Annotated in this window: 12 protein-coding genes and 4 pseudogenes; 5 read left to right on the forward strand and 11 right to left on the reverse strand. The window is 68.2% G+C overall.

The features are described from left to right. Positions 1-29: 29 nt before the first annotated feature. Positions 30-704, reverse strand: a complete 675-nt coding sequence (locus M2163_RS00340) for a hypothetical protein (protein WP_280855074.1) — start codon at positions 702-704, stop codon at positions 30-32. Positions 705-760: 56 nt separating this feature from the next. Between M2163_RS00340 and M2163_RS00345 the strand changes: the two genes are divergently transcribed. Continuing rightward, positions 761-991 carry a hypothetical protein gene (locus M2163_RS00345; RefSeq protein ID WP_280855073.1) on the forward strand — a complete coding sequence of 77 codons (231 nt, stop codon included), beginning with the start codon at positions 761-763 and terminating at the stop codon, positions 989-991. 1,646 nt (positions 992-2,637) lie between these two features. Here M2163_RS00345 and M2163_RS00350 read toward each other — a convergent pair. The 7 genes and pseudogenes from M2163_RS00350 to M2163_RS00380 all read right to left on the reverse strand — a co-directional run. Continuing rightward, positions 2,638-2,979 (reverse strand): DUF427 domain-containing protein, encoded by a 342-nt coding sequence (locus M2163_RS00350; RefSeq protein ID WP_280892844.1) that lies wholly within the window; start codon positions 2,977-2,979, stop codon positions 2,638-2,640. A gap of 175 nt (positions 2,980-3,154) precedes the next feature. Further along, positions 3,155-4,339, reverse strand: a complete 1,185-nt coding sequence (locus tag M2163_RS00355; protein WP_280855071.1) for a cytochrome P450 — start codon at positions 4,337-4,339, stop codon at positions 3,155-3,157. A gap of 712 nt (positions 4,340-5,051) precedes the next feature. After that, positions 5,052-5,684 (reverse strand): annotated as a pseudogene (locus tag M2163_RS00360) (peroxidase family protein); the annotation flags it as partial. Continuing rightward, positions 5,648-5,887, reverse strand: a pseudogene (locus M2163_RS00365) (helix-turn-helix domain-containing protein); the annotation flags it as partial. The pseudogenes M2163_RS00365 and M2163_RS00360, both read right to left, overlap by 37 nt. A gap of 52 nt (positions 5,888-5,939) precedes the next feature. After that, the gene (locus M2163_RS00370; RefSeq protein WP_280855070.1) at positions 5,940-6,248 is read right to left on the reverse strand and encodes an immunity 53 family protein; all 309 of its coding nucleotides are present in this window, start codon (positions 6,246-6,248) and stop codon (positions 5,940-5,942) included. A gap of 43 nt (positions 6,249-6,291) precedes the next feature. After that, the gene (locus M2163_RS00375) at positions 6,292-7,413 is read right to left on the reverse strand and encodes an IS630 family transposase (RefSeq protein ID WP_348541022.1); all 1,122 of its coding nucleotides are present in this window, start codon (positions 7,411-7,413) and stop codon (positions 6,292-6,294) included. 70 nt (positions 7,414-7,483) lie between these two features. Beyond that, positions 7,484-7,681, reverse strand: a pseudogene (locus M2163_RS00380) (hypothetical protein); the annotation flags it as partial. On the opposite strand from M2163_RS00380, the pseudogene M2163_RS00385 reads away from it, so the two are divergent. Continuing rightward, positions 7,648-7,842, forward strand: a pseudogene (locus tag M2163_RS00385) (transposase); the annotation flags it as partial. The pseudogenes M2163_RS00380 and M2163_RS00385 sit on opposite strands and share 34 nt — an antisense overlap. A 484-nt stretch (positions 7,843-8,326) precedes the next feature. On the opposite strand, the gene M2163_RS00390 reads toward M2163_RS00385, so the two are convergent. Then, positions 8,327-9,196, reverse strand: a complete 870-nt coding sequence (locus tag M2163_RS00390; RefSeq protein WP_280892845.1) for an IS5 family transposase — start codon at positions 9,194-9,196, stop codon at positions 8,327-8,329. Between the two features lie 532 nt (positions 9,197-9,728). After that, positions 9,729-10,217, reverse strand: coding sequence for a maleylpyruvate isomerase N-terminal domain-containing protein (locus tag M2163_RS00395; RefSeq protein ID WP_280892846.1), 489 nt, complete (start codon positions 10,215-10,217; stop codon positions 9,729-9,731). A 310-nt stretch (positions 10,218-10,527) separates the two neighbouring features. On the opposite strand from M2163_RS00395, the gene M2163_RS00400 reads away from it, so the two are divergent. The 3 genes from M2163_RS00400 to M2163_RS00410 are packed head-to-tail and all read left to right on the forward strand — an operon-like array spanning position 10,528 to position 15,469. Continuing rightward, on the forward strand, positions 10,528-11,148 hold the full coding sequence (locus tag M2163_RS00400) for a hypothetical protein (protein ID WP_280855068.1): 621 nt from the start codon (positions 10,528-10,530) through the stop codon (positions 11,146-11,148). Then, positions 11,145-13,286: a bifunctional serine/threonine-protein kinase/ABC transporter substrate-binding protein gene (locus tag M2163_RS00405; protein ID WP_280892847.1), complete on the forward strand. Its 2,142-nt coding sequence runs from the start codon at positions 11,145-11,147 to the stop codon at positions 13,284-13,286. Before M2163_RS00400 ends, M2163_RS00405 begins: the two co-directional genes overlap by 4 nt. Beyond that, a complete protein-coding gene (locus M2163_RS00410; RefSeq protein ID WP_280892848.1) occupies positions 13,286-15,469 on the forward strand; it encodes a bifunctional serine/threonine-protein kinase/ABC transporter substrate-binding protein in 2,184 nt (727 codons plus the stop codon). Before M2163_RS00405 ends, M2163_RS00410 begins: the two co-directional genes overlap by 1 nt. 620 nt (positions 15,470-16,089) lie before the next feature. Here M2163_RS00410 and M2163_RS00415 read toward each other — a convergent pair. Then, complete coding sequence (locus M2163_RS00415) at positions 16,090-16,737, reverse strand: hypothetical protein (protein WP_280855065.1); 648 nt, start codon at positions 16,735-16,737, stop codon at positions 16,090-16,092. Positions 16,738-17,409 lie beyond the last annotated feature (672 nt).

Below are 17,409 nucleotides of genomic sequence, written 5' to 3' on the forward strand. Positions count from 1 at the left end.
AAGACGCCTCAAAGCGGTCGAGGGTGTCGTCAACCGTTGCTTCGTACCCACTGTGCGGCGTGGACAGTTTCCTGCTGGATGTCTTGCCGGGGCAGTTGAAGGCCGAGTGCGGTTTCCAGAGCGTGGAAGTACAACTCGAACTCGCCGGTCAGCTCGGGGTGATCCAGCTCGGCGCGGCGTATGGCCTGGTTGAGGAAGTCGAGCTGGCCGCCGCGGTAGTAGGGGGCGCGGCCCCGCTCGTACCAGATCAGCTCCAGGACACCCCAGTCGTCGTCGATACGGCGGCCGTCACGCATGTAGTCGAAGGTGTAGATGGCCTTGGCGGCGGTGGCGCTCAGCCGCACGGTCTCGGTGACTCCGAGCCGGGAGAGAGCCGCGTTGTCGGCCCGGCTGCCGGGTGGTGTCTCGTGGTACATCACGAACGCCCAGTCTCCTGCCTGCCCGAAGCAGCAGCTCTCCCAGGCGATGTCCCAGGAGTCGCGGCCGGTGCCGTCCATGCTGCACAGGTCCGACAGGCGTGTCCCGGCGGCGACCTGTTCGGGATTCGCCCCGTGGAGCAGGGCGATCTGCTCGGCGCTGATGCCCTCGCCACGGAAGAAGGCGAGGTTGGTGTAGGGGTCCTTCTCGCGCCATGTGCCGGCGATCCAGGCGAGGCGTTCCAGCGGGTCGCGTTCGCACGGCTGTGCCGTCTGCGGACCATCCATGCCGCCGCTACGGAATCGGCTTCCCCAAGCGGGGTTGATCCGTCCAGCATCTGGGCTTGGCCAGTGACGAGGCTGGTGACCGGGCCGTGGCCCGGAGTGTGAGCCACGATGTACTCGGCGAGACCACGAACCGCTTCCTCGGCAACGAAGTACAGCACCTGGTCGAGGTCCTGAGTGGTGAAGATTTCCCGGTAGGGGCTGCGGTAGCCGCGCACAGTGCCGTCTTCGTCCAGGACGAGGAAGAGGCCACCGGGATCGCCTGCGCGCTGTGTGTACTGGTCGCGTGAGCTGCCGGTGGGCGGGAACATGGCGTCATCGAGCAGGTCAGAGCCTGCCACTGTCTGGCGCCAGGCCCGTTTGAGTGCGTGCTCCGTCATCTGCATGGCCGCCAGTATGCGGCGAGGCACTGACACCACCAGGCCCAGATGCCACGGCCGCTGTTCCTCGCCTTGGACGCCCTCACCAGCCAGCACCTGACCACCTCTGCCCCGCGCTCGCTGCACCGCCGCCGCGTAGAAACGCGAAAGATCAATCGGCCCGTCTGGCCCGCGTCCTCGGACTCGTCAGGCGGGCGGGAGCTGGGTTGCGGCTGCGTCGGTGTCACCCCAGAGCCTGTTCGTAGGAGGCATGGAGGTCTCCCGTCGCACGGCCCAGCCGGGACCGCTGCAGCCAGCACCACCGGCAAGCCCGGTCCCCGTTGAGGGCAACCGAGCGCCCGCACCATGCGCAGGGGCCGTCCGGGCCCTGTGAGGAGAATTTGCGGTGCCGGCCCAGGCAGCCCCAGCACCGCCACCGCGAGGCCGCGCTGGTCCCCCAGGCAGAGCAGTCCGGACACAAGTCCCGACGGTCCGATGAATGGGGGTGGCAGCCGGTGCACAGGCCCTGATGGAAGAAGAAGCCGCTGCGACCGCAAGCCACACACGGCGGCGGTGTGTGCGGGCCGCCAGGCAGACAGACGAAACAGACGTCGATCCGCGGGAGGGTGTACGCCACCGGCCTCACCCCACAGCCCGAACCCAGCCGGGGACGGCCCCAGCCGCGCACCAGCCCTTTCAACTCCCCTGCGAGAAAACGGCCTTGACGGCCCGCCTGGCTGGGCGCCCTGATCTGTCCCGTCCCGGCAGGCATCGATCGACCAGACACCAGGCCCCGCCGGCGGATGCGTCAGCAGCGGCCGCGGCGGGTCCGCCTCCAAGGATGGCGGGTGCGCTGGCAGGGACAGCGGAGGCATTTCGGGGCGTCACAACGGCGGCAGTTTCGGCCGCACCGGGCGCGGGCCCGGCCACGCCTCTCCCCCGCCCTCGGCCCACTCGAGGGGTGCTCGCCGGATCCGGTCTCGGGCGGGTCGGCGGCGGTGATCCAGCCGCCGGACACTCGAGATCGTCGAGCCGTACCGGCCCCGGGGCCATGGTGGTGGACCGCAGGGCCGACATCTTGCCCGCGCAGACGGGCAGTCCGGCCCTGCGCCAGCAGGCGGCGCATCTCGAGGGCTTGGAATACGCCTCGCTCGGCGGCCCGCAGCCGCAACTCCCACCGCATACTGCCCCGCCCTCTCCCTCTGCCTTGTCCGTCGCCGCTGCCTGCCGGGTTCTGCTGCGGGCTGTCTAGCCCGGCAGCGTGCGATTTCGACGAGGTCGACACCCGGGTGAGAGCCGCGCCGTCGCCGATGGCCTGGATCGCCCTCATCGCGCCCGGCTGTGCGGACTTCAGCACGGCGTCCAGGACCTCGGCCGGTTCGTGCGCACGGCACCCCTGCTCGCGGGTTCGGAAACCGATCGGCCGAGCAGGCGTTGACTTCGGCCTCAAATGCAGCGGTCACTAGCTTGCTTGCGTCATCGGCTGCGTGCACTGGTCTGCTCGATGACCGACATTCGATCGCTCATGAAGGTGTGCCCAGGTCACGCACGACCGCCCACCGTTGTGTACCAACTCGTCAGGACACCTGCACCTCGTAGAAGCAGAGATGCTCCTTGATCTCGGCCACTTCCGGTTTCGGGTCGAGGTACGCCCAGGCCAGGTCGGCCGCATCCGGCAGCGACCAGTATGAAGCGTCACCTTTGAAGGGACAGTTGGTGCGGGTGTCGGACGGATCCAGAAGGTCGAGGCGTACGTCCTGGAACGGGATGTAGTACGCGTCGGGACAACCCGTCTCGCGCAGCACCAACGCCTCGTCGCTCTCCGCCAGCACTGTGCCGTCTCGCACCGCACGCACATGCCGATCGCTCGGCTCGACGGTGATGCGGTGTCCCCTGCGCTTGGGAAGTCCATCAGTCACGGTTGCTCCTTAGTAGTTGATCCTCATCCAGACAGCACCGTGGGACACCGCACACTTCCTGCACGTGCGAAAGCACACGGCCGCCCCCATGAACATCCACGTTCTCTCCTAAAACTCATACGGAAACCGGCCACTCACAGAGGTCCCTCCACTGGCGACAGACGTCACGAGCCATTCACCAACGCACAGGCAGGCTTCGCACTCCGCGCATCAGCACACCCGGGAGCCACTCCCGCGGCGGGCCATCGAGGGCGAGATCCGGGGCACGCTCCAGGAGGGATCGGAGCGCGATGCGCGCTTCCAGACGGGCCAGGGGCGCGCCGAGGCAATGGTGGATGCCATGGCCGAAGGCAACGTGACCGCGGGTGTCCCGCCTGATGTCGAAGCGTTCGGGGGCGGAGAAGCGGTCCCCGTCGCGGTCGGCGGCCGCCAGTCCGACCAGTACCCACTCACCCTTCGCGATCGGCACTCCGGCGATCTCCAAAGGCTCGGCGGCGAACCGGTACGTCGCGGTCTCCACCGGGCCCTCGTACCTGAGCGCCTCCTCGACGGTGCCGTGGAGGAGGGTCATGTCGGCGCGCAGGGCAGTCAGCTGATCAGGGTGGGTGAGCAGGGCGTGGACGGCGTTGGTGATGAGATTGACCGTCGTCTCGTGTCCGGCGACCAGCAGGACGTAGGCCATCCCGCGCAGTTCGTCCGGAGAGAGCCGATCGCCGTCTTCCGCCGTGGTGCGGATCAGGTCGCTCAGCAGATCGGTGCCGGGCCCGCCACGCTGCTTATCCTCGATGAGGCGATCCAGGTAATCGGCGAGCCGTACAAAGGCGTCTCGCATGCTATCGAGGTCAGCCGGCAACACTGCGTCATTGGAAATCTTGCGGAACTCGGTGCGGTCCAGCTCGGGGACGCCGAGCAGCTCGCAGATCACCGTGATCGGCAGTGGGTAGGCGAAGGACTCGATCAGGTCGGCGCGGCCCTGCGGCAGCATCGCGTCGAGGAGTTCGTCGGTGATCTGCTGAATCCGAGGCTGCAGTTCCTCGACGCGGCGGGGCGTGAACGCGCGCGTGATCAGGCTGCGCAGCCGGGTGTGCTGCGGTGGGTCCGCGGCCAGCAGATGTTTGCCGATCAACTCCTCGTCAAAGGCTGTGAACCCGTTCTTGCTGTCGTCCTTGGCGAGTCGTGGGTCGGCGAGCGCCGCGCGCGCCTGCTCGTACCCCACGATCAACCAGACCTCCGGGCGAGGATCCGGCTCCGGCAGCCGCACTCGGTGCACCGGGCCGCGTGCTCGCAGTTGCGCGTACACGGGATGCGGGTCCCTTCGGAACTCCTCGCCGAACTCTCCCAGGTCAACGATGTCCGTCACGTCATACCTCTTTCATGTGGTGGTCCGATGCGGCTCGACACTCGCACCGAGCGGCCTTAGGCATCACGGCTCCGCCAGGCCGCTTCGTGGATCAGGTAAGGACAGGGCTCAGCAGCACGACGGATGTGCTGCACGGCGTCGGCCTCAGGTTGCGTAGTGAAATGCGGCGCTGCGCTGGAGCCAGCCCGGGCCGGCTGCTCCATCGACGTGTCGAGTGCGGTCAGTTGCACTCGCGGCACGCAGGTGCGGAGACCCACGGCTTGAGCCGTCGACAGGTAGCCGCTCGCAGGTTCCACCGCGACGTTGCCGAACCGCTCCGGGGTGGAGAGGGATTCAGGCGCGGTGCCGCCACTCCCTGCCGTCAAGGAGGTGGCTGCCGCACAGCAATGAGAGCCCTCGGTTCGGCGTGACCGCCCTCAACTTAGTCGGTCTGAAGCCAAAGGCGTGCGATTCACGGCCAGGAGAATTGGAAGGCATACGGCGAACCACATCCGTTCAGCAAGACTGATCGTTCTGCCGCAGGTGACGCTAGCCAATGTTCCCCATATTGTAAAGACAGAACGTTCTACCACTCTCTCCTGCCTGCCTCACACACAACGACTCCTGCAACGGCCAGCACTATCGGCATAACCGCACGCGCACGCTCTGCGCCAACTCAGAAGACGGCCGGGCCGCCCGATGCGAGCCGGCCCCGGTACGTGGTGCGGTGGCATCAGACGAGGTCGAAGCGGTCCAGGTTCGAGACCTTGACCCACGCGTCGACGAAGTCCTTCACGAACTTCTCCTTGGCGTCGTCGCTCGCGTAGACCTCGGCGAGCGCGCGCAGCTCGGAGTTGGAGCCGAAGACCAGGTCGGCACGGGTGCCGGTCCACTTCAGCTTGCCGGTCTCCGCGTCCCGGCCCTCGAACGCCGTCTGGTCCTGCGAGGTGGACTTCCACGTCGTGCCCAGGTCGAGCAGGTTGACGAAGAAGTCGTTGGTCAGGACGCCCGGACGGTCGGTGAAGACGCCGTGCGCCGTGCCGCCCTGGTTGGCGCCGAGGACACGCAGACCACCGACGAGGACGGTCATCTCGGGGGCGCTCAGGGTGAGCAGGTTCGCCTTGTCGAGCAGCAGGTACTCGGCCGGCAGGCGGTTGCCCTTGCCCAGGTAGTTGCGGAAGCCGTCCGCTACCGGCTCCAGCGCGGCGAAGGACTCGACGTCGGTGTGCTCCTCGGTCGCGTCCACGCGGCCCGGCGTGAAGGGCACCTCCACGGCGTGGCCGGCGTCCTTGGCGGCCTTCTCGACCGCCGCGGCACCCGCGAGGACGATCAGGTCGGCCAGGCAGACCTTCTTCGCACCGGTGTTGAGCGCGCCGCTTCCTGGAAGTCGGCGACGGCGGCACCGTATGTCTTCGCCCAGTCGGTCAGGGCGGCGATGGGCTCCGCGAGCGTTTGGCCGAGCTCGGTGAGGCTGTATTCGACCCGTGGGGGAGCCTCGGCATAGGCGTGACGCTCGATCAGGCCATAGCTCTGCACTCTGCGCAATGTCTGGGTGAGTACCTTGCTAGTGCTCTGACCGCATAGGTTCACCGGGTTCTGTGGCCCGCCGCTGTGTGATTGCTCAGGGAGTGTTCGTGGTCGCCCAGGAGCGAAACAAGGCGAGGGCTTCGGTGAGGTTGCTGGGGCCGCATCTGGCGTGAAAGGTCTTCTCGGAAGTCCACGCCCAGACCCAGTCGTGAGGGCTGCGGTTGACGTCCTGGCGGGGGTACTCATGTTGCTCCAGGTCCGTCTCCTCCAGGTCGATGGTGACGGTCCAGCCGGGGTTATCGAGCGTGGCGATCTTCACGCCCCACTCGTGCTCCCAGTCCTCGTTGCACTGTGCGGCGTACCAGTTCTGCAGCCAGTCAAGAACGTTCTCCGAATTGCTCACGACAGGGGATGCTAGTGCTCTGACCATGGGTTCGCCGGGTCGCTCAGGCAGCGGTGGCGAGGGGTCGTCCGCCCCAGCGGATGCCCTTCTCGCTGCGGATGCGGGCGCGTTCCATGCGCTCGGCGGCCAGGACGTCGCGGTGGCGGGCGTTGGCGTTGCGCCAGCGCAGGTAGGCGTGCAGGGCCCGGGTCTGCACGGTGTGGTTGGGGTGGTGGGAGTTAGCGATGGTGAACTGCCGCAGCGGGCCGAAGTGCGCCTCGATGGGGTTGGCCCACGAGGCGTAGGTCGGGGTGAAGCACAGCTCGACCTTGTTCTTCTTCGCCCAGCGGCAGATGTCGGAGCCTTTGTGGGCCGACAGGTTGTCCAGGATCACGTAGACCGGTGCGCCGTCGGGTCGGGCGGCGCGGATCGACTTCAGCGCGGCCAGCGTGTTCGCGGCCCCTTTTCTGCGATGGTTGACGCCCCACAGGCGGTCGTCGCCGATCGAGTAGCAGCCGTGGAAGTAGCGCACCCCGTGAGTGCGGTGGTAGGTGGCCGGCACCCGAGCGGGTCGCTTCCGTGGTGCCCAGCCTGATCCTGCGGTGGGCCGGATTCCGAGCGGTCCGAACTCGTCGAAGGCGAAGACCCGGTCAGGGAAGCGGTCCAAGACCTCCTCGATGCGGTCTAGCTTGGCGTCGCGGTCGGGATCGGGGGATCCTTTCCAGGTCTTGGTGCGCTGGAAGGTGACACCGCGGCGGGCGAGCAGGCTGCGTAACGCTTCGCGGCTGATGCGGATGATCCGGCCGTGGACTTTGCGCAGGTAGGCGACGAGTTTTCGGATGGACCAGCGGGTGAAGGGCTGGCCGAGCTTGGTCGGGCGGGTGGTGGCCGTCTCGACGACGAAGTCCTCGTCGTCAGGCTTGATCAGGCGGGGACGGCCTCCCGCCCATCGAGGGTCCAGACAGGCCAGGCCGATCTCGTTGAACCGGTGGATCACATCCCGGACGGTGTCCTCGTCGGCCTGCACCAGCTTCGCGATCACCGGGACCCGGTTCCCGCCGGCCGAGGCCAGCAGCATCATCGCCCGCCGGTAGCGCACCGAGTTTGTACTGCCCCGGCGCACGATCTGCTGCAGCTTCTGCCCCTCCTGGTCGGTCAGTCTGCGCACACGGACAGGCTCGGCCACCGCGCCTCCAGCGGTCGGTTCGGACGTCACTGCACATCCAACCGCCACGACCACGAACCCGGTGAACCTATGCGGTCAGAGCACTAGAGACGCCCCCGACCAGGTCCACGAGTTCACCGTGCCGGAGGGGCTTGCCGCTGAGTGCGAACAGCACGACGACGGCCCATTTGTTGGTGATGATGTTGATGGCTAGCCGGGTAGGGCAGTCGGCGAGAAAGACGCTTCCGGCTGAGTTCCCCGCGCATCGCCCGCAAGGGCACCGAATCATCGAACCGGCTCGGCCGTCACCGCTGGGTGGTAGAGAGAACCGTGTCCTGGCTGGCCGGCTGCCGCCGCCTGCACCGCCGCTACGAGCGCAAGCCCGGGCACTTCCTGGCTTTCGTCGGCGTCGCAGCAGTCCTCATCAGCCATCGCCGGCTGACACGCTGAGGTGCGAGGTCAGCCAACCGACGGAGTCAGAGGGTCCGGTCGGGAAAATGTCTCGGACAGCGGGAGCCCGTCCCTTGAGGCAATGATCTGACGCACCCGCAGTTCGGCTCTTGTCCGCGGGCGGTACTTGGGCTCCTTGCCACATCCGCAGGCCGATCGCCCCTCGTAGCGCAGCCCTTCCCCCAGCACCGCAGCCACCACAGACCACCCGCGGACATCACGCCTGGGCGGAGGGGCGAAGTCATGACCAGCGCAAATGAGGGGTCGAGCACAGTTTGGGCACAGATGCTCCCGCTGCGGATAGGCACGCCGCTTGAAGCTGACACGGCACGAGACGCACGCGTAGTGCAGCTTGTAGTAGGTCATGGCGTAGAAGCACACCGGGCCACCGTACCGAGCGGACCTTCAGGCAGACCACCCGTTTCTGGCGGCCAACGGTCCGCCATCAGAAACGGCGTCTTAGAGGTCGTTTTCTCCCGTTGTTTCATCCCGGAATCTGCCGTTTGGTGTGCCGTGTCGGATCGCGCCAGGAGATGGTGTTCTCGCTGGTGAGGCGGCGGGCCATGAGATCGGTCATGGCGAGGTGGATCATGGCTTCGGAACGGACGGTCAGGGTCTCGTAGTCGCGGGCGAGACGGCGGTGGAGCATGAGCCAGCCGTAGGTCCGCTCGACGCTCCAGCGCTTCGGGATCGGGGTGAAGCCCCTGGTCCCAGGTGCGCGCGCGGTGATTTCCATGTCGATGCCGAGGGCGGCGGCGTGCTCCACGAGGTGCTGGCGGTAGCCGCCGTCCACCCACACTTTGCGGATGCCGGGGTGGTCGGCGGCGACCTGGTCCAGGAGCCAGGTCCCGGCGACGGAGTCCTGCACGCTCGCCGCGGTGACCAGCACGGCCAGCAGGAGACCGAGGGTGTCGGTGACGATGTTCCGCTTCCTGCCCACGATCTTTTTCCCGGCGTCGATGCCCTGGCTGGAGACATGAACGCTGGTGGAGGTCTTGACGCTCTGGGCGTCGATCACGCAGGCCGACGGCTCGCTGTTCCGTCCTTCCTTCTCCCGTAACAGTTGCCTGAGCAGGCCGTTGAGATGGGCGAACACACCTTCCTGCTGCCACTTGGCGAAGTAGCCATAGACCGTGTTCCAGTGCGGGAAGTCGTGCGGGAGATAGCGCCACTGGATCCCGGTGCGGTCCACATACAAGATCGCGTCCATGATGTCGCGCAGGTCGTGCTCGGGTGGCCGGCCGAAGTCCAGAGCCCGGCCGCGGCGCTCGAAGCGCCAGGCCGAGAGCACCGGCTCGATCAACTCCCAGCGGGCATCGGACAGATCACTCGGATACGGACGTCGCGACGGCATGCTTCCGGCGTATCGCCGCGGATCGGGGGGTTGCCAGGCGCGAAGCAACGGCGCCCGAAGCACACGGCCACGAAGACGGGGGCATCCTGGGATGAGACAGGAACGAGTCGCATCCCGCCCCGCCCGTCACCCCGCAGGGCCCACAGGACCCGACCACACCCACAGCCCCTTCCGCACCGCCACCCCGCACCCCGAGAATCGCCCCATACCTGTTCGAGGCAGATGAAAACGACCTCTTAGAGGGCGTTTATGCAGGTAAATCCCTATATGCGGCTCTCGCCACTGCCCTGCTCTGAGGGTCTTCATCCCATAGGCGGTGAATGGCGCTCCCCAGGCGAATGCGCGACCATCCATCTCGTTCGCTTCTGTACCCGGAAGTCCGTCTGGTTTGAAGTTGCCGCGGAATCGCCCATTGAACAGCGGACCAAACCCTCCGCATCGCCCGTGCTCACGCTACGCCATGAGCAAGCGCAAGCCGTACCTCCGCGGGGTTGCCGCAGGGATGACAGGGCAGCCCTTGCATCGCCTCGGACTATTCACCCGCGACATCCGCGTCCCAGGCATGGACGCACACATCGCCCCACCGGATGAGGGTGAGGGAGTCGCCGGTCATCTCGCCGAGCGACGAGTGGCGTGCCGTGCGTTCCAGCACTCCCGGTGCGTCGACTGCCCCCTGCGCTTTCGATGCCCACAGGCGGCATGTGTCTGCCGCCTCGTCGTCCGAGCCCGCGGCCGCGGGCTCGTCCACGGACATGTCGGGATGGAGTGTACGGACCAAGGCGATGTGGCCTCCAGCGACGTGTTGGACCAGATCGCGGACGTTCCATTGAGTGCCGGGAGTGGGCAGTTCCCAGTCCTCGTCCGGAATTGGCTGAGGAATTCGGCGAAGTAGCCGTTGACGATCCGCAGTGCGTGCCGGTTGTCCAGGGGCCTGGTGCGTATTGCTGCACTGTAGTGGGTCCAGGCGGATCCGCGCGGTACGGCCTCCGTCCGTGCCGGGGTCGTGTGACAGGTGTGGCACAGCTCAGCCACATGATCGTCAATGGCTGCTCACTGCACGCAAGTTGCTGCGTAGCATCGTGGCCGACACGTGGTGAACAGGTGATCTCAGGAGGCTTGTGGTGCGGAACGGGGGGCCGGTGCGCCTTGGCTGTGCGGTCGCGGTGTGCGGATTACTGCTGGTCGGCTGTACCTCAGGTGGAGCTGAAGCGTCCGGACCGACTGCCACGCAGAAGGCCGGTGTCACAAGCACCGCCGCCCCGTCGCCGACCGCCGTCGTCGACATCGACCCGGGCAGACTCCCGACATCCACGGCTCAGGCTGCTGCTCTGGTGCGAGAGGTCCTCGCGAAACCTTCCGAGTTCGGCCCGGACACTGTCCGCCGGGCTCCGTACGAAAGCGACCCGCGGCGCTGGCCGGTCCTCGGGGACGACTGTGTCTGGCATCAGCAGGCGCTCCCGAAGGACGTCCTCGCTACCCTGACCCGTTCCTACGAGATACCGGCGAGCGGGGCCAAGGGCCCGCTGCGGCTCAGCGCCGTCGTCACGGTGCACCACACCCCCGAGCAGGCCGACTGGGAGAACGCCGAGGTCCTGGAAGAGATGATGCGCTGCCCCGAGCAGCGGCTGCGCTCCGACGAGATGGTCACGTCGCTGAACGACGTCCCGAACTCTTTCGGTGACTCCGGGAACGAGTACGCCGATGACACTCTTACCGAGCTCGGCTCCTACACGGGCGACGAAGTCGGTGGCCCGTACCCGTACATCTGGGAGCAGACCCGCATCGGCCAGTTCACCCTCGCGGTCTCCGCCAAGGGTGCCAAGGGTTGGTCTCGGGCGGACCTGTTCGACCGGCTGCGGGATCCGCACGTCGGCATGCGCGCCCGCCTCAGAGCCACGATCGAACGCAACACGCCGCAGCCGAGCGGCAGTAAGCAGGTCGAGGGCCGATGACCGAGAAACTCACCCCGTCCGACCCGGGCCGCATCGGCGGCCACCGGCTGCTCGCCCGGCTCGGCGCCGGCGGCATGGGCGTCGTCTACCTGGGGCGCGCTGAGTCGGGGGAGCTGGCCGCCGTCAAGGTGATCCTGCCCGAGTACGCCGACCAGGCCGAGTTCCGCGCGCGCTTCCGCCGTGAGGTCGCCGCCGCACGGCGCGTGGACAGCCCGTGGGCCGTGCCGGTCACCGGCGCCGACCCGGACGCACCCGCGCCCTGGCTAGCCACCGCCTTCGTCCCCGGCCCCTCGCTCGCCGAGGCCGTCGCCGCCTGCGGTCCGCTGCCGCCGCACGGTGTGCGCATCCTAGGCCGGATGCTGGCCCGCGCCCTGACCGCCGTACATGACGCGGGACTTGTGCACCGCGACGTCAAGCCGGGCAATGTGCTGCTCGCCGTCGACGGCCCCCGCCTCATCGACTTCGGTATCGCCCGTGCTACCGAGGAGACGGCGCTGACCTCGGCCGACATGGTTGTCGGCACACCCGGATTCCTCGCCCCGGAGCAGGCCCAGGCGCAGCCCACCTCGCCCGCCAGTGATGTTTTCGCCCTCGGCTGTCTCCTCTCCTACGCCGCCACCGGCCGCCTGCCCTTCGGCACCGGTGCCGTGGACGCCCTCCTGTACCGCACGGTGCACGACGAGCCCGACCTTGAGGGTGTCCCCGACGACACGCGCGCCTTGTTGGAGCGCTGCCTGGCCAAGGACCCGGCCGCCCGGCCCACCGCCCGCGAGGTGGACGAGACGCTGGTCGAGGACACACCACAGGACACCGTCGACTGGCTGCCCGACGCCGTCGTACGGCTCATCGCGGACCGCTCCGCCGCGATGCTCGCCCTGCCGGACATCGAGGCGACGGCCCTCGACACGAGGGCGGACGAACAGCCGGTGGAGGTTCCCGCCGACGCGCCCCCTTTCACCAGTCGCCGCCGTTTCCTCATACTCGGCGGCGGCGCGGCCCTGCTCGCGGCCGGCGGCTGTGCCGCCCTCTGGGCCGCACAGCGCGACGATGACGCCGCCCGAAGTGCCTCGTCCGGCGCCCGCCGCTGGATCCTCGGCGTTCAGGCCGACCTGACGGGCCCGCAGAAAGTCATCGGTGAGGCCCAGGAACGCGGCGTCCGGCTCGCCGTCGAACAGTTCAACTCCCGCAAGGACAAGCCCTTCACGCTCGCCCTCAAGACGGTCGATGACCGGGGCGATGCGACCCGCGCCGGCAAGGTGGCCCGTACCCTCGCCGCCGATCGCGACCTGCTCGCCGTCATTGGCTCGACCGGTGACAAGACCACCGGGGCGAGCCTCGACAGCTACGACGCACAGCTTGTCCCTCAGATCACGGTGTCCTCCGCGCAGTCCGAGTACGGCACCGCGAAGCCCGGTCACTTCCTCCAGGCCGTCCCCGATTACATAAACCTGCCCGGCACGGCGGCCTCCTCCCTGTACACACAGGGCGCCCGGCGCGTGGGCGTGCTGATCGACCGCGCCGGCGGCATCCCAGCCTGGCAGCTCGGCCATACGATGTTCCAGTACCTCGGTTTCCTCAAGATCGCCACTGAGCCGCGCGTCGTACCGCGGCTGGCCGAGACCCTCGCCCCGGTGGTCGCTGAGATGGCCGCGCTCCAGCCGGACGCTTTCGTCTACATGGGCACCCCCGCCCGCGCCGCGGCCGTCGCACGCGCCCTCGCGCAGACGGACTTCAACGGCCTGCGCGTGCTCGGCTACCCGGCTGCCGACGCGCAGTTCCTGACCGGCGCGGGCAGTGCCGCCGACGGCTGGCAGATCTTCGCCCCGTACATCGACCCGTCGGCCGCCCCCGTCCGAGCCTTCGCCACCGCCTACCGGAAGCGCTACGGTTCCGCACCCCCCTACTGGGCGGCGGAGGCGTACGACGTGGCCCGTATGGTCATCACCCGCCTCACCGAGGCAGGCGGCCGGCCCTCCGGGAACAGGCTGTACGACCTGCTGCAGAAGGGCACGTACAAGGGACTGGTCCGGACGTACGCGTTCGACAAGGAGGACCGGTGGTTGCTCAAGAGCCCTGACGTCTTCCGCTACGAAGTGAAGGACGGCCGGTACTCCTACGCGGGCAAGGTCGGCATCTGATGCAGCCCCTAACTGCCGCCGACCCCGAGGACATCAGTGGGCATCGACTGCTTGCCCGGCTCGGCGCGGGCGGCATGGGCGTCGTCTACCTCGCCCGCACGACAGGCGGGGCGCTCGTCGCGCTCAAAACGATCCGCGCCGAACACGCCGCGGACCCGGCCTTCCGCACCCGGTTCCGGCGCGAGGTGACGGCGGTCCGCGGCCTGACCGGGCGCTGGCTGGTGCCGGTCGTGGCCGCCGACACGGAGGCCCAGGAGCCCTGGCTGGCCACGGAGTTCGTCCCCGGACCCTCGCTGGTGGAGGCGGTCGACGGCTTCGGCGCGCTGCCCGTCGCCGCCGTACGGACCCTGGGATCCCGGCTGGCCGATGCGCTCACCGCTGTCCACGCGGCGGGAGTGGTGCACCGCGATGTGAAACCGGGCAACGTCCTGCTCGCCCTGGACGGCCCCCGGCTCATCGACTTCGGCATCGCGTATGCCGCGGGCGCCACCGAGCTCACCGCACCGGACGCCGTCGTCGGCACGCCCGGATTCCTCGCGCCGGAACAGGCACAGGCCCGCGCCGGGGAGGTCGGCCCGCCCAGCGACGTCTTCTCACTGGGCTGCGTCCTGGCCTACGCGGCCTCGGGCCGGCGCCCGTTCGGCACCGGAAACGCAGCGGGCGTCCTCTTCCGTACTGTGCACGAGGAGCCGGACCTGGCGGACGTCCCCAGCGAGCTCCAGGCTCTGACCGGTGCCTGCCTGGCCAAGGACCCGACCAGGCGGCCGACTGCCCAGGAGGCCGCCGCCATGCTCCGGGACCCACGCATCCCCCTCGCGCGGGAGATCTCCGAGAACCAACAAGGGCACTGGCTGCCGCCCGCACTCCTCCGCGTGGTCGCCGAACGCTCCGCACGAGCACTGGACGTGCCCACCCCACAACGCCCCACACGGCAACCGACGGACGAGGCCCGGGCCACCGACCCGACCCCATCGCACCCGAAGGACCCCCGCCCTGCGACCCGACGGCGCGTGCTGCTGATGGGGAGCGCGGCAGCAGCCTCCTTGGCCGCCGTCGGCGGAGGGGCCACCGCCTATCTGGCGGCCGGGAAAGCGGTCACAGGCGGCGCCCTTCCCGTGCACACCCTCGGCTTCCAGGCCGACCTCAGCGGCACGAACAAGGCGGACGGCCTCGCTCAGGAGCGCGGGGCGCGGCTCGCCGTGGAGCACCACAACGCCCGCGCCGGCATCACCTTCCGCCTCGCCCTCGACACCGCCGACGATCGGGGCGACGCGACGAGGGCCAAACAGGCGGCCCAGCGCCTGACCGAGGCCGGGGTAAGCGCGGTCCTCGGACCCAACACGGCCACCGCGGCGCTCGCCGCCGGCCCGCTCTACCAGGCCGCCGACACAGGCATGGTGCTCATTTCCGTGGACGACGCGAGACTCGACGATGCCAGACTGCGTACCCTGTGCATCACCCGCGCCCCGGAGGACTACCTGGCGCTCCCGCTGATCTCGTACCTGACCGACGTACGACCGGTCGACCGCACCGCCGTCATAGACGACCGGGCAGCGGGCCCGACGGGCTCGGACCTCACCAACTTCGTCGCACAGAACCCACCCCAGCAGGGCACGAGCAGCGTCCACTCCGTGGCCGCCGAGAGCGACGACTTCGGCCCCGCCGTCCGCGCCGCCCTCGCCGCCAGGGCGCAGGCTGTCGTCTTCAGCGGCACATCCCCTGAACGCGCCGCCCGCTGCGCCCGTGCCCTCACCGAGGCGGGCTTCTCCGGCCCGCGCCTCGGCACCTGGCACATCATGCATCCGGCCTTCCTCCAACAGGCCGGAACGGCAGGCCACAACTGGCTGTTCGGCACCCCCTTCACCGACCCCGGCAGCGTGTCCCGCGACTTCCGGGCCGCCTACCGCGCGAAGTACGGCACCACACCTGGCCGCTGGTCCCCGGAGGCGTACGACGCGGTAGGACTGGTCGCCCGCGCCCTCAAGTCGCTGGGCGGCTCGGCTGACATCCGGCCACGATCCGTAACGCCGCGACTCTTCGGCGTCACCTACAAGGGACTCGCCAAGACCTTCCACGTCAGTACCGACGGCATCGACCCCCAGAAGTCGGGGGCTTTGTACTTTCTGTTCCAGGCGAAGGGGAATGCCTTCCACTTCCTGGGACGCTACGACCAGGTCAAGTGAACTTAAAGGAGGCCCTGAGCAAGGCCGTTGCTGCGGCGCCTCCTTAACAAACCTGATTCCACATAATGAGGAAGTCGGCGAACGCGACGCGGCGCTCATGCTCGTAGAACGCAATCGTTTCCAACATGGCCGCGCCCTACAGGCCCGCGTTCATGCCCGCGTTCAGGCTCGCGCTCGGGCTGTACTGGCTCGCTGGGGCCGGACGCCGCTACGTGGTCATTCTCTGCTGCGTCCGGGGCCGACTGCCCTGGCGCCTGGGCACCTTCCTCAACTGGGCCTATGAGGCAGGACTCCTGCGGGTCTCCGGCGTGGTCTACCAGTGCCGCCACCGGGAACTCCAGGACTGGCTCACCACACACCCCCCGAGCACCATGACTACCCGCGCATCCTCGCCGCCTTCAACGAGTCGACCGACCCCCTTCGGGCCAAGGACGCCTGCCAGGCCCGTCAGAAACCTTGAAGTGAAGGAAGAGGGTCCCTTCGGAACCGATCAGCGATTCTTCGTCATGGAAGCGCACGTCCGTCGCCTGGTCGGGCAGGCTCACGCCGTAGTGCGCAAGCACGGTTGCCAGCGAACCATCGCCATAAACCACGTCGTCCGGCTTACTCAGGCAGGTCCCTCACCCGCGTCCGCCAGCGGGGTGCGGCGTGTGCCGTGGCCACTGCGCGCCCACCTGTTCCACCACAGCGGCCCGGAACGCTTCCAAAAGGACGTATCCGGGATACGTCCCAAACGCTCCGTACTTCCAGCGGTAGTAGCACGACCAGTAGCTCACCACGCGCCGCTCCGTGCGGGCGAAGAAGGCCGGATTCCGAGCGATGAACTCCCCGTAGAGGCGGCGCTGGGCCGAGCCCGGGACGGCGAGTCCTGGAAGACCCCGGCCGATCGCCTCGACGATCTCCAGCACGTATTCGCCGGCCAACTGCACCACGAACGGCACCACCCACGGCTCGCCCGACGCCACAATCCGCTCAAGGTGCCGCTGGCGGACCCGGCCATCACTGTGCCGGGAGTACAAGCAGTGCAAAATCATCTTCTGAGTTCCGGTCAGGGGCGGCCGCTGCGAGTCGGCGCTCGGCTCCTCGTTGTAGATGCGCGACGGGATGGCGACGGTCTCGCCCTGCACCTTGACCTCGAAGGGCATCGTCGGCGCGAGCCTGGCCTCCGGCATGACCGCCAGGACGCTCTGCATGTCACCGGCAAGACGGGTCGGAAACGCTGCCACCAGGGCATAGGTGACGTTCGACGGATCCCGAGGCAGCTGCACAACAGGAGCATAAGCGGCGAACCTCTCGGTCCCTCAACCGCCCGCCTCAACGTTGCGGGACAGCCCTTAGCCGATAAGCCGATAACTAGACCAGCGTGGTCACCTGAGACTCGCGCAGACGAGCAGCCGCTCCCGCTACCAGCCCACCTCACCCAACCGAGCCCTGAAACGGACGATCACCCACGAGCCGCCCTCTGCTGAACAGAAACTGCCCAAACTCGGGCTCTGGCACGACTTTTGTGGGGGCATCAGCAGTGGCAGTGCACCCGTACCAAAATCGTGGCGCGGGGCAGCTGCGACAGGTAGGCCTCGCTGCCCGGCCATACGGCGGGCCCTGGGGGATCGTGAGGACACGATTCGGGGTCGCAGGATGCGTGCACGGCACTTCGGTCGCTCTCTCGCCACCAGCCATCGACCGTCAGTACGTCAGTGTCCGGTGGAGACTTCCAGGAGAGCTCACGGATGTAGTCAGCACGGCTGCGGGAGAATCCGATGACGGGATGCTCCGTATGGAACGGGGAGCCCGGGAAGCCCAATCCAAGACTCCAGGGGTGATCGAGGTATGCCTTGATCAGTGGCTGGGCTCGGTAGGCGGCCACCATCCCGTCGTCCCAGGGGCCGCCCGGGAACGCGTGGGGATCATTTCGCCAACGTTCCACGAAGACCTGGAGG

Source organism: Streptomyces sp. SAI-135 (assembly GCF_029893805.1).
In the GTDB taxonomy this organism is placed as follows: Bacteria; Actinomycetota; Actinomycetes; order Streptomycetales; family Streptomycetaceae; genus Streptomyces.

Excerpts from the sequence above, each read along its gene's own strand:
- M2163_RS00340 (WP_280855074.1), bottom strand. The coding sequence starts at position 704 with ATGGATGGTCCGCAGACGGCACAGCCGTGCGAACGCGACCCGCTGGAA.
- M2163_RS00390 (WP_280892845.1), bottom strand. The coding sequence starts at position 9,196 with ATGCCGTCGCGACGTCCGTATCCGAGTGATCTGTCCGATGCCCGCTGG.
- M2163_RS00405 (WP_280892847.1), top strand. The coding sequence starts at position 11,145 with ATGACCGAGAAACTCACCCCGTCCGACCCGGGCCGCATCGGCGGCCAC.
- M2163_RS00410 (WP_280892848.1), top strand. The coding sequence starts at position 13,286 with ATGCAGCCCCTAACTGCCGCCGACCCCGAGGACATCAGTGGGCATCGA.